This is a genomic window from Paenibacillus sp. OT2-17 (assembly GCF_009827695.1).
In the GTDB taxonomy this organism is placed as follows: Bacteria; Bacillota; Bacilli; order Paenibacillales; family Paenibacillaceae; genus Paenibacillus; species Paenibacillus polymyxa_B.
This window is the reverse complement of sequence record NZ_WUDQ01000081.1, coordinates 1-13,351: the sequence shown is the minus strand read 5'-3', so window position 1 is coordinate 13,351 and position 13,351 is coordinate 1. Positions and strand designations below refer to the sequence as shown.

General features: G+C 47.2%; 10 protein-coding genes and 1 pseudogene. All 11 read right to left on the bottom strand.

Annotated features, from left to right (window positions below):
- On the bottom strand, positions 1–567 hold a 567-nt coding region (locus tag GRP75_RS12360), incomplete at its 3' end, for an ABC transporter transmembrane domain-containing protein (RefSeq protein WP_337194224.1).
- Positions 548–2,308, bottom strand: coding sequence for a thiol reductant ABC exporter subunit CydD (cydD, locus tag GRP75_RS12355; protein ID WP_160789447.1), 1,761 nt, complete (start codon positions 2,306–2,308; stop codon positions 548–550). The genes cydD and GRP75_RS12360, both read right to left, overlap by 20 nt.
- A complete protein-coding gene (cydB, locus tag GRP75_RS12350; RefSeq protein WP_053326115.1) occupies positions 2,308–3,321 on the bottom strand; it encodes a cytochrome d ubiquinol oxidase subunit II in 1,014 nt (337 codons plus the stop codon). Before cydB ends, cydD begins: the two co-directional genes overlap by 1 nt.
- Positions 3,308–4,714: a cytochrome ubiquinol oxidase subunit I gene (locus GRP75_RS12345; RefSeq protein WP_160789446.1), complete on the bottom strand. Its 1,407-nt coding sequence runs from the start codon at positions 4,712–4,714 to the stop codon at positions 3,308–3,310. The genes cydB and GRP75_RS12345 overlap by 14 nt, the downstream gene beginning before the upstream one ends.
- A 408-nt stretch (positions 4,715–5,122) precedes the next feature.
- Positions 5,123–6,781 carry a response regulator transcription factor gene (locus GRP75_RS12340; protein ID WP_160789445.1) on the bottom strand — a complete coding sequence of 553 codons (1,659 nt, stop codon included), beginning with the start codon at positions 6,779–6,781 and terminating at the stop codon, positions 5,123–5,125.
- A complete protein-coding gene (locus GRP75_RS12335) occupies positions 6,774–8,564 on the bottom strand; it encodes a cache domain-containing sensor histidine kinase (RefSeq protein ID WP_160789444.1) in 1,791 nt (596 codons plus the stop codon). Before GRP75_RS12335 ends, GRP75_RS12340 begins: the two co-directional genes overlap by 8 nt.
- 165 nt (positions 8,565–8,729) lie before the next feature.
- A complete protein-coding gene (gene def / locus GRP75_RS12330; protein WP_160789443.1) occupies positions 8,730–9,311 on the bottom strand; it encodes a peptide deformylase in 582 nt (193 codons plus the stop codon).
- Positions 9,312–9,612: 301 nt separating this feature from the next.
- Positions 9,613–10,587: a polysaccharide pyruvyl transferase family protein gene (locus GRP75_RS12325; RefSeq protein ID WP_160789442.1), complete on the bottom strand. Its 975-nt coding sequence runs from the start codon at positions 10,585–10,587 to the stop codon at positions 9,613–9,615.
- Positions 10,562–11,941, bottom strand: a complete 1,380-nt coding sequence (locus GRP75_RS12320; RefSeq protein ID WP_023990346.1) for a lipopolysaccharide biosynthesis protein — start codon at positions 11,939–11,941, stop codon at positions 10,562–10,564. The genes GRP75_RS12325 and GRP75_RS12320 overlap by 26 nt, the downstream gene beginning before the upstream one ends.
- Before the next feature lie 73 nt (positions 11,942–12,014).
- Positions 12,015–12,968 carry a glycosyltransferase family 2 protein gene (locus GRP75_RS12315; protein ID WP_023990347.1) on the bottom strand — a complete coding sequence of 318 codons (954 nt, stop codon included), beginning with the start codon at positions 12,966–12,968 and terminating at the stop codon, positions 12,015–12,017.
- Between the two features lie 41 nt (positions 12,969–13,009).
- Positions 13,010–13,351 (bottom strand): annotated as a pseudogene (locus GRP75_RS12310) (glycosyltransferase family 2 protein); the annotation flags it as partial.

Below are 13,351 nucleotides of genomic sequence, written 5' to 3'. Positions count from 1 at the left end.
GGCGAGTGAGGTCCATAGTGAGATAGCTGGGGCAATAAAAAGCAAAAATCCGCCATATAGCGCCATGAGCAGGGCAAAGGTTCCGTCCATCCGTCCGAGCGCCAAGATGCCTGCTGCATAAATCAGCAAAGCCGATAGCGCAGGCAGAACTAGCTTCAGATAGATGTTTTGAAGCTGCTCAATATCCTCTGACAGCAATCCCAATAGATCCCCTGTACGGAATTTGCTGCGAATCATCAGCGCCTGCGGTTCTACTGCCCGATATAAGCGTACCCGCATACGGGACACCAGACGCAGTGCGGCATCATGCCCTACCAAGCGCTCCAGGTACTGAATAACCGCTTTACTAAAGCCAAATGTTCGCACAAGCACAATTGGAACGTACACCATTAATATATTTTCCGGTTTTAAGGCCGAACGGGTAATCAGATGACCGGACGTAAAGAGCAACGCGCCCGCACATCCAATGGCCAGCGCGCCCAAAAGAGCAGCTATCAGAAAGGCCCAAAAATATTGTCTCAGATACGTCACAAACCAGCCTTGACTGCTATTGTCCGTTACTCTCATATCGTCCGTTCCCTCCTTCCCACATCCCCGTCAGCAATCGGTAATATGCCCCCTTACGGGCAATCAATTGCTGATGAGAGCCTACTTCTTCCAGACGCCCTTGATCCATCATCCAGACACAGTCCATATCTGACATCCAATGAAGCCGATGGGTGGCAAGAAACATTCTCTTATGTTTCAAAACCGATAAAATCGTCTGTTTTAGCTCCCATTCTGTCTCAATATCCAGATGGGCCGTAGGCTCATCCAATAAAACGACCGGACGATTACTGAGCAATGCCCGCGCCAACGCAATCCGCTGTGCCTGCCCTCCGCTCAGTGTCCGACCTGCTTCACCAATGGGCTCATTCAATCCACCCGGAAGACCGTCTACCAGTTCACGCAGTCCAACCGCGTCAATCGCCCATTCTACCTGCTGGTTGGATGCCTCGGGTTCATAAAAGCGGATATTATCTGCCAGAGAAGCGCTAAACAGGTATGGGTGCTGTGGAATATAGGCAATATGCCGTTGCCATTCAGCTTTGGCATCCCCAGCCAATCCGCATCCATTCAGGAGCAGCTCACCCGAAGTGGGATCAGCAAAGCCGCCAAGCAGACTAAGCAGCGTCGTTTTACCTGCACCGCTAGCGCCAACGATGCCGATCATGTTCATGTGCGGTTCAACATGTGCAGACACATGTTCAAGCCGAGCCGAACCGTCTTCATTCAGGAGGCACACATCAGATAGCTCGAGAATGTCCAGTCCCGTGATGTCCAATCCTTTATCGCTAGCTGCCTGTTTATTCGGCTCGGTCGCATTATCTTCTGTACTGAGAATGGAGCGTATTGCTCCCCAAGCCTCCTTACCATCCAGTGAAGCATGATAGTCTGATCCCAACTGGCGTATGGGCATAAAATATTCTGGTGCCAGAATAAGCACCGCAAGCGCTGCCTCCAAACCTACCGAGCCACTAATCAGGCGCAAACCCAAGCCTACCGCGACAAAAGCGACCGATAGCATACTAAAAAAATCGAGGGCAAATGAGGAAAGAAACGCTACCCGCAGCGTTCGCATCGTTGCCGTGCGGTATTGGTCGCTGACCTTCCCAACCGATTCCCCATGCTCTTGGCTACGCCCCAAAAACCTTAGTGTCTGAAGTCCACGCAGCGAATCCGTGAAATGGTGAGATAACAGACGATAGGAACGCCACTGCTTGTCTGCCTGCTTCCGCGCCGCCAAGCCGAGCAAAATAAAGAAGCCCACCAGTATCGGCATCGTAGTCGTCAAAATCACACCTGAAATGACATCCAATGTGAAAACATACACAAGCACAAGTATAGTTACAGCCATCATGTCAATCATTCGAGGAATGGACAGTTCCAAATACGTGCGAAAACGATCTATGCCGTCCAGCGCTAGCGTCACCAACTTGCCGCTGCCTTCCTGCGCTGCAAAACCCGGCCCCCGTTCGAACAAACGTGCAAGCAGACGCTCCCGTAAGGAAGCGCCTGAAGCTTCGGCAAAACGGCCGGCTGTCCGGCGTTGCAGCCAGATCATCGTATGCCTCATTGCAAAAGCTGCGAAAAACAACGCCAGTGACGGCCAAGCCATCACCAGCGGATTTTTATCAAACAAAATCGTAACAGCCTTTGCCAAGAAGACTGCTTGTGCAATCACAGCAGCCCCCTGGAGCAGGGAAAGGGCAGCCAGTAGCAGCATTACTGGCCGAATGCCCTTTAATTCAAACCATGCCTTATCCATTAGTATTCCAAATGATCCTTCTCACTGAGACGCTTATGGAAAACAAAATAGCTCCACGCCTGATAAGCCAGCACAAAGGGTAAAAGCGTTGCTGCAACAATCGTCATGGCTTTCAGTGTGTAATGACTGGAACTTGCATTATAAATCGTCAAATCAAAAGCACTGTTAATCGAGCTCACCATAAATCTTGGGAACAAACCAACGAATAACGAAACGAAGGTCAGCAAAATCAATGCCCCTGTCATCCCGAAGGCCCATCCTTCGCGGCCCTGCTTCAGGAAGTACCACGTCAGCACATAGGCGACAATTCCCACTGCTACCGCAGCATACATAAAGGGACCGCGACGTGCAAATAAATCCGTTGCAAAATAAGTCCATACCACCATGCCAGCGAGTAAAATGCCCAATACCGGAAGAAATTTGGACGCAATCACGCGAGCACGATCCCGTACTTCTCCAATCGTCCGCAGGGAAATAAACGTCAGCCCATGCATTAGGCACATTCCGACCACTGTCAGTCCAATCCATACGGTGTATCCATTGAACACATCGGAAAATCCAGCTTTCAAATCCATGTTTTGCTGAATAGGTACACCTTTCACCAAAGCCGCAAAAGCCATACCGAACAGCATCGGCGGTAGAAAGCTACCAATCAGAATGCAGGCATCCCACGTTCCTGTCCACCATTTCCCTTCAGCCTTGCCGCGGAACTCAAAAGAAACTCCACGCAAGATCAAACCTAGCAAAATAAAGACAAATACCAGATAATATCCGCTGAACATAGTTGCATAAAAATGCGGGAAAGCGGCAAACATCGCACCTGCTGCTGTAATCAGCCACACTTCGTTGGCATCCCAAAATGGACCAATCGTATTGATCATCAAACGTTTTTGTTGGTCATTGCGCGGTACCAATCCCGTGGCCATCCCCACGCCAAAATCAAAGCCCTCCAGAAAAAAGAAACCGGTAAACAACACTGCGATCAATAAGAACCATAAATCATTTAGCGTCATTATTGTCACCCCCTTGGGCAAATGGATCATGAATTACCGTTTGCTGATGTGGCTCGATATCTGGACCTTTGCGAGCCGTACGGTAAAACAGAAATGCCAGCACACCTGTTAAAATTAAATATAATGTGGTAAATGAGATGAACGAGAACAGCACTTCTCCTGCCACAACCGTAGGCGAAACAGAATCTTTTGTTTGAAGCAAACCAAATACAGTCCACGGTTGGCGACCTATTTCGGTCATGATCCAACCAGCAGTATTCCCAATGAATGGAAGGGATATCCCCCATATCATAAGACGGAAGAACCAGCGATGTGAACCTTCCAGCTTTTTACGGAACGTCAGGTAAGCACCGTATAAAGCGAGTGCAATCATGCCACATCCCGCCGCAATCATAATACGGAAGCTCCAGAACGTGGTACGTACTGGCGGGATATAATCGCCCGGACCATAGGTTTTTTCATATTCTGCTTGAAGCTCATTCATACCAGGCACAGAGCCGGAAAATTTACTATAAGATAGAAAACTCAGAGCAAAAGGAACTTTAATTTCAAAGGTATTTTCCTTCTTTTCAGGATCAATACCCGCGATAACTGTCCAAGGAGCGGGGTCACCGCTGTTCTCCCATAAGCCCTCACTGGCAGCCATCTTCATCGGTTGTGTTTTCACTAAATATTGAGCCTGACCATGACCAAACAAAGGAATAGCAATGGCACTGATTAAGGCAACAATAACGCTCAATTTGAAAGAAGGTTTAAAAAAGTCCATATTCTTTTTGTGCATCAGCTTCCATGCACTGATACCCGCGATAAGAAATGCCCCCGTTGCAAAAGCAGCAAACAATGTATGTGGGAATTCCCATAACAGTTGTTCGTTCGTTAACAGTGCAGCAAAATCTCTCATTTCTGCACGTCCATTTTGAATCTCATATCCTACTGGACGCTGCATGAATGAATTAGCAGCTAGAATCCACAATGCCGATAGCATCGTACCGATAGATACCAACCACATACAAATTAAATGGACCGTTTTGGACAATCTTTCCCAACCGAATACCCATAATCCGATAAAGGTCGATTCCAGGAAAAATGCAAGCAGCGCTTCAATCGCCAGCGGCGTACCGAATACATCACCGACAAAACGGGAAAAGTCCGACCAATTCATCCCGAACTGGAATTCTTGCAAAATCCCGGTGACTACGCCCAATGCAAAGTTAATCAGCAGAAACGTTCCCCAGAATTGAGCCATTTTTTTGTACAAGTCATTTTTTTTGATAACATACATAGTCTCCATAATTGCCACCAACAACGACAATCCAATGGAGATCGGCACATAAACAAAGTGAAGAATCGTTGTGGTTGCAAACTGCAACCGTGCCAAATCCAATACGTCCATGATGTTGCCCCTCCCCCTGCACTTCTCTTAACATTGATTTATAGTGTCTTGTAATCTGAAGTCTTCTACACTTGTGATAGTATTCACATTCTTACATATGCAGCGGTCATTTTTTAGAAAAATGACTCACTCAACTACCTTCACCATGGCTGTCATGATCCGGCTTCAGATTATCCCCATTATATAGAATAAATTTAAATGAAATAGAATCGAAAATGTGAACATCGTGTCAAAGTTGTGTCATAACGATGGCGATTTGATGAAAACGCCCTAAACTACATAATAAATGTGACATTTTCGATTGATCTATCCATTTATCCGCCATAAAAAAAGAGCCTCTCTTCGTTCGGAGGTCGTACCTCCGACATCTGTAAGAGAGACTTCATAGCGTTAAACCTAGGGATTCTATCAACAGCCATCTGTTCCTCCGTTCTTTTGAACCCGATTACGGTAGGAGGAAGGTGACATTCCAACATACTTTTTAAATTTACTATGAAAATAATCTGCATTCGCATATCCTACGCGTTCCGCCACCTGGTGCACCTTAATTCCTTGAGCAAGCAATTCTCTTGCTCGCTCAATCCTCACCTTATCCAGGTAGGCATTAAAGGCCTCGCCAGTATGACTTTTGAACAGTTTGCCCAAATAGCCACTATTGTAATTGAACATATCTGCCAGTAACTCCAGTCGCAAATTTTCATCATAATGACTATGTATAAAGTCAATCATTTGTTTCATGATGATGTCCTTGCCACTAGGATCAGTCTGGCCAATCCATTGCAACACATGCTCCAGCGAGTGATCCACCAGCTCGCCCAATGTGGAATAAGCATATACATCGGTTATAAAGCTGGAGTGCTCCTCTAGCACGGTTCGGCTGTGATCCTGTCCGGCTGCATACTTGTTCAACGCCAGTGTGAATGTTTGGGCGAACGCCGCCTTGATTGCAGATTCTGTGCGATAAATCCGTGGAAATTGCCCTTCCATTTCCTTAATGACACGGGTTGCAGCTTCACTATTAGCCATATCTAGCGCATAGTACAGCTTTTCTGCATAACGTATGGGATCATCTGTGGCACTATCAGACGCTCCACTCCTTTCAGTCTCGACTGTCTCCAATTCGTGTAGGTCTCCGGAAAGCATGACTCTTTCTGCCCGGAACAAAAACGTACGCTCCAATAATCGTAGTGCCTGCTCAAAAGATCTGGGAATGTCGTTAAGAATGGCTACAGAATCACCGGCAGCCACATAAATTTCCGTAGCCCACGGCTTTAGCTCCTGTCGCCAAGCAGCCAGTAACTGAACAGCATCTTTCTCCGTTTTTAACGTGGCGGGAAGCAAAAGACCCATATATATTCCAGCCTCAAACACGATACCTCTGCCCTGCTCATGGCACAATTCCGTTAGCCGCTGCTTTGCTGCCGACTGCCGAGCTTGCCGATCCCAGTCAGGAATACGTAAATCCAGCAGAATAACCTGATAGCTACTCCAGTCCAACGCTGGTAACGCAGGCTGTTGTCCATGTTTTCCGTTACCGCTTTGATGTTCAGCTTGCTCGGATGCTTTGTGCAGAGAATCGCTGCTTTCCAGAGCATTACGAGCATGCTCTTGATGAACCGGAAACAATAGTGCTTCGATCCAATTACGCTCATGGGAAGGCGGACTTCCCCATTTGCCATCTTCTTTCTCGTCCTCAATGTTTTGCCGTACCCGTTTCAACTCTGTCGTCATTTCTTCCTCATCAACTGGCTTCAGTAGGTAGCCATCCACCCCGAAGCCCATGGCTTGCCGTGCATAATCAAAGTCTGCATATCCGCTTAATATGAGAAAGTGAAACGGCTCTCCGTTCTTTTCACGTATGCTTCGTATGACCTCCAGCCCACTCATCCCGGGCATACGAATATCTACAATGACCAGCTCCGGTCGATGCTCTCCGAACTTATCCAGAGCCTCGCGTCCGTTCCCTGCCGTATCGACAATACGGAAGCCACAATTCCCCCAGTCAATAATGGAGGACAATCCTTCACGAATCGCAGGCTCATCATCTACAATCATTGCTTTATACATTCGACTCTTCCCCCCTTGGTATGGAAAAGTATACGGTTGTTCCTTCTTGTAATGCGCTTTCAATATGCAGTCCATAACGTTCGCCGTACATCAATGTTAGACGTTGATGTACATTACGCAGGCCAATACTGCTCCCTTCTGGCTCATCCGTCCCCCTGATCCGAGCTAGCAGACGGGTCAGTTGCCCAGCTTCCATGCCGATCCCATCATCTTCCACTTTGATTTTCAGCTCTCTTCGTTCTATTGCAATATCTACCTTCACGGTAACTGGCTCTTCCTTATTTTCCAGACCATGAATGACTGCATTTTCCACCAGCGGTTGTATGATTAAGGGAGGAATCGACAGGTCCGTCGCGCTTTCTTCCAAATTCACTTCATAGATCAAACGATTTCCAAATCTGAACTGCTGAATTTGCAAATAGGATCGCACCATATCCAGCTCCTGTAGTACCGTCGTTTTACCACTGCCAATCTCCAGATTCCGGCGCATCAGCCTGCCAAGCAAACGCACCGTCGTTGCAATTTCCGCTTCCCCATTCAGATGTGCTTTCATTCGAATGGATTCTAACGCATTAAACAGAAAATGCGGATTAATTTGGCTAGCCATCATTTTTAGCTTGATATCCTTTTGTGCCAATTCCAGCCTGTTGTTGTGCTCACTCGTCTCATAGACCTGCGCCATGAGTTGGCGAATACTGTTCACCATATAGTTGAAACGGCGGGATAAATCCCCGATCTCATCCCTTCCCTCCACACTCGATACCACATGAAAATCGCCCGCGGCTACCTTACCCAGCTCATAGCTCAACCGCTGTAGGCGTTTGGTAATCAGCCAGGAAATGATGGTGATCAGAATCAGTGCCATAACCAGCACCGCAAGAACACATAGAGCACCAATCAAGCTAATTCGGTTGGCTCCCTGTACAATATGCTCCGTCGAAAACACTGAAATAATCGTAAATCCGCTCACACTGGAGGCGGGCAGCAGCTCATCCACGATGATGTTGGAGGACTTCCCGTTGATTTTCGCTTCATATATTCCCTTACCCGCACGCTGGACATCAAAGCCCAAATGTAAATTTCCCAACGTCTGACCCACCGACTGCGGACGAGTAGCTGCGACCACAATACCATTACGATCTGCAATCAATGTTTCAAAGGGCTCCTTGCTCAGCATATGATTCAACTCGGTCTGACTCAGCGATATCATCAGAACTCCCTTGGTATTGTATTCGGGAAATGGAATTTGCCGTACCAGGCTCAGGCGATTAACCGGGTTATCTTCCTTATCCTGAATGTAAAACCAGTTAATCGCCGTCCCCTTCAAAGCCGTTTGGAACCACTGCTGCCGCTCAATGTTAGAGTCCACTGGAATAAACTCCAGATTATTGACAAGCGTCGGATTGTACGAATAGAACCGGATGGTAGCAATCTCTCTATATTGCTGAGTATACTCATTAAAATCCTTGTATTGATGATACGCATTCATCAGCTCTACCATACCCGGATACCGTCTGTTCGCCATCTCCCTCAGCCTCTTATCGAACATGAGCCCATTTGAAATATCCGTTGGCACACGCAGTAAATTTGCCGTCTGGCTCTTGATCTTTTCCACATTGTTTACTGTCTGGGCAATTGCACTATTCAATGCCTGCTCTCGCAAATAAAAAGTAACGCAGCCGCCTACCACCAGCACCGGGATCATGACAATCAGTACATAGGAGAACAGCAGCTTATTCCGCATACGCATATTATTCATCAGAAGCCGTACTCCACGATTCATGTCATCCCTCCCATAAGATAAGCGCTTACATTTTTGTGTATTTTCACATCCTCTATCACGAGCTACATGTTTCCAGTTTAAAGCTTCGTAACCTCTATATCCATATTTTTTTGCAAAATTAAAAAAATGTGGCGAACGGAGTCACCACACTTTACGGATCATGAGCTATTTACGTACAAAAGGTTCGATATGCACTCCCTGCGGCAGCTTGTGCGGATCTTCCGGATTGATACGGTCATAGAACATAATACCGTCCAAATGGTCCATTTCATGCTGTACTACAATCGCTGCATAACCTTTGAAAGTCAATAGCTCCTGTGTTCCGTCTGGCAAATTGGCCTTAATACGAATTTTTTCATAACGAGGTACATATCCGGCTACGTACCGATCTACAGACAAGCACCCCTCACCTTGTTCCAAATAAATCATGGACGTGGAGTGGCTGACCAGCTTCGGATTAAACAACGCATACTCTACCGTTTTGTCCCCATCTTCATAATAAATAGCGCACATTCTTTTGTTCAAACCTATCTGGTTCGCAGATAATCCCACACCCGGGCGCAGCTCATAGCGGGTAGCCAGCTCTTCATTTTGGCTATTTTTCAGATAATCCAGCATCCATTGCATCTGTTGAAGATCCTCTTCAGACAGTGGCAAGCATACCGGATCCACCTTCGTACGCAAAATAGACTCCCCTTCACGCACGATATCCTTCGTGAGAAGCATGTCCATCGATTGATTACTCATTCGTCAGCCTCGATTCATTAAAATAAATATACTTTCATGTTATTCTGCAAAAGTTAGGGGAGTTCCCAATATTCCTACAAGTTTTATCCCATAAATTATATCTATTCATGAAATGGATTGTCAAAATGAAGCGGTATTTAAGCCATTAAATATTCATTGCCTTAATGGTTTATCTAATTAACAATTATACTGATGCTCTATATATCCTTAAACGAAAAACCCCCTTAACCAATGAAATGGTCAGGAGATTTTTTTGCCGTTATCATACCTTTGAAATTAATCTACGTATCTTTTCTTACTATTAAGATGGCTGCTCCAACGCACTTGGAGCTTCACTAAACAGCTGCGCCTTTGGATTCGGCTGTGTCCAAGTATTATAATATTGCGAGTTCTTGCCGTAGGAATTGTCAATGACAACGTGCGGCATATCAAGCAGACAGGCCAGAATGTGACCGTGCAGCCGTGAAGTGCGAACCTCGCGGTAAGAGCTGAACAGCGTAACCGCTTTGTTCATGAGATGGTCTGTGTACTTGTACCAGAACGTACGTGTAGGCAACGGTCCACCGATTTTCTTATCCAGTCGATAAAACTTCTGGAAATAGACAATTCCCTTCACTTCCAGCGGAGTGAACAAAGTATCCCAGTCCAGCCGGTGAGCGGCATCTGCCTCATCATCGAACTTCTTTTGTCCACCCACCGTTTCAATATCAGTCCGCAGGAAATACAATACATCCTTCACTGTTTCCGTAGTCGGCTTCAATGGCCAGAGCTGGTGCGCCATATCAGGGCATAGTGTGATACTGCACTGGTTCAGCTTGTCCTTAGCCCACTGATAAGAGCGTGTATCCCGCACAAACATATGTAGATCCGGGTGAGCATTAAACAGGGCAGCGACCTCATTAGCCTTCTGTTCAGATTGAAAGTGGATCGTTTGCGGCATAATTACAATTCGGTGGTCAGGGAAATCGCGAACGATGCGTTCCCGCAAATTTTGGTGATTTGAATAGAGATCGCCGAAGTTGCCGCCGCCGTGGCACACGATAATCCAGTCACCCGGAATTTGAAGCTGATCGGGAATATCCATGGCGCTATAACGGGCACGGACACGGATGCCATTATCCTTGAAGAACGCCTCGGTGCCTTTCATGATGAGTACATCCCCACCGTTATTATAGACGGGATAGTCGACATAAATGATATTCGAACCTTGGGGGACTACGTCGAGAATGACGCTCAGCTTATTTTTCAGTTTAGCCATGGGATGCAAATTCGGCATCTTTCAGTTCTCCCTTCCTGCGCTTCTTTTGTATAGTCTGAATGACAAATGTAATATCACTTTTATCAAAAATGATCCGTGATAGCGGAACATTGAAAAACATGGGGAACGAGAACAGTGAGAATGCCAACCGTACACAAGCGCCTACAAGCAAAGCAATCGCAATGCCGTCCAGACCAAAGATCGGTGTACAAATAAAAAATAGACCGACGGTGATCGCATAGGCTACAATTTGCCGGAACAATACCAGTCCCGGACGTCCCAGCGCGTTAAAGGCCGAAGCCAGAATCCATGAGCCGCCACCAATGATACATTCCAGTGACAGCAGGTAGAACGTTAGCGATGCTTCCAGAAAAGCGGGGCCGTACAGCAAACCCAGCATATAGCGTCCAATGAAGAGAGCAGGCACAATGACGATTAGCATCGCAGCCATAGAGATGCGAAAAGCACGACCTACTGTTTCGACAATCTTGCTGTGCTCCATCCCCGTCACCTTAGGGAAAGTAACGTTAGTGACGGCATTTTGCACCACATTGAACACACGAGACAAGGCGTAGACAACAGAGTACAGACCGAACGCTTTGGGTGATAGCAGCGCCACAATAACGATTTTGTCCGTTTGTGTGGACAGCGTCCCCATCAGCTCCATCCCGTAAACCCTCGCTCCATAGCTATAATAAGGACGAAGCACTTGGCGGCTGGTAAATGGGCGGAAAGCACGCACATTCATATACTTGCGCAAACGGAGGAACGCCCATACTAGCGCAAGGAAACTCGCGGCAAAATTCACTGCTCCTGCCAGCTGCACATTGAGCAGGCCCATCAGCCACAGTGTCACCAGACCGATGAAATTCAGTAACGGGTAGTAAAACAACAGACCGTTATATACGCTAAATCGATCCAGCCCTTGCGACAATGCTGTCGTCAGCGCTGTAAGCACTGCCAGCGGTATGGCTGCCGCACAATAAAGCTGGGACAGCTGGATGATATCCGCACCATAACCATTCAGCCACAGCGGCATGCATATCCAGGCCACCGCTCCCGCCAACAAGCTGGCAGGCAACTGAATCCAGAGCGACAACGCCAGCAGTTCTTCCGTCGTGCCTGTTTTCTTCTTGATGTTATAAATTAACGACGTTGGTAATCCGAAGCTCAACACACTGCCGATCAACGTAGGCCAGAACAGAACTGCCGCCAGTTCTCCTTTCCCCTCTACTCCGAGCATACGTGCGGTCAGGATGGAAGTCAGGGTCGTGACGATTAGCACAAAAAAATTGTTAAAGCTCGTGCGCATGATCGTTTTGGCGAGACTGTCACCCGTGAATACTTTCCTTGCTGCTGTCCATGTGCTCATGTTACGTCCAACTCCTGTTCCTTATTAAGCCTCTCGTCTCTATGCTCACATTGCGTCTTTTGACGCACCTCCATCAGCCTACCGTTTTTTTGGAATTGCGTTCAGGCAACTGTCCCCCGCCAACAGGCTCCTTTGGACTTGAAAAGATTGCTTTCAACGCTCTTCTATAGCCTTGAATGGCAGTATGATTTTTCTTGGGCTTTTCTCTCAAAATCTGATACAACGTCGTCCAGTATAGTGCTGCATAACCAATCGGCCCAGATCCCTCTTCACGCAGGAGATGAATATGATTCATCACCCGCATATAAGTAACCTGCTCCATATTGTCGCGCGAGGACGGCGATTCGTGATGAAGCAGCGTAAGCGCCGGATTAATGTATAACGGACCACTTTTCATTGCGATGCGTGAAAGTAATAAATCCTCGCCTACGCTATAGCTTTGCAACCAAGGTACCGGCTCCAGACTACGAATCGCCTCACGGCGAAATGACATATTACAGCCATGGAAAAACTGGGTTCTAAACGTCTTCTTGGCCTTATGCCAGTTATACATCGAGCCGGACTGACCGCTGAGGGACAACCTCCCTTTGGACAAAGACTGCTGGAATGACAGCAAGCATCGAATCGTTCCCATGAAGCTGTTACTCATTCCCTGTGCAATACCGCCAACACCAGCGGCCTGCGGGTAAGCCTCATAGGTACGCATCAACTCATTCAAATAGTTGCTCGGCAGCTCAACGTCATCGTCAAGGAACAAAATGATGTCACCCTGCGCAAGTTCAGCTGTCTTTACACGAGATAACCATAATCCCGGCTGCTCCTTGCGATGATATCGGTAGGTAATTCCCGCTCTGCCCAACTGACGCTCATAACGTTCCAGCACATGCTTTGGCAGTTCTCCGTCGTCAATAATCCATAGCTCGGTTTCACATGCCTCCGGTGCTCCCCCAATGGCAATTGAATTAATGCATCGGGTCAGATCATCAACCCGATTTCGGGTGCACAGAGCAATGGACAAGCTTAACATCATACTCCCCCTTTATCCTGTCAGTGTGTAAAGAAAACAGTTTACTGAACCGCCGGGCCTAAATATTCGTTATATTTTTGCTTGCGCGGGTTCAGAATGAACAACACCCCCTGCTTGTATCCATCTGCGGCATTAAAATTGCGACGCAGCGTTTCTTTGAGCATCAAGTAGGATAAGGTCCATAAAAGGGCTCCATACTGAATCACTCCAGCCTTTTTCAAGGCAAGAAAATAATAGTGGTTAATTGCTGTAGCCTTGGCTACTTTGCCCGCCTTATCGCGCGAGCTTGGAGATTCATGATGAATGATGGTTAAGTCAGGATTGATAACCAATTTGCCGTAACGGCTCGCCAACTGGCACATGTACAAATCGTCAGCCACGGC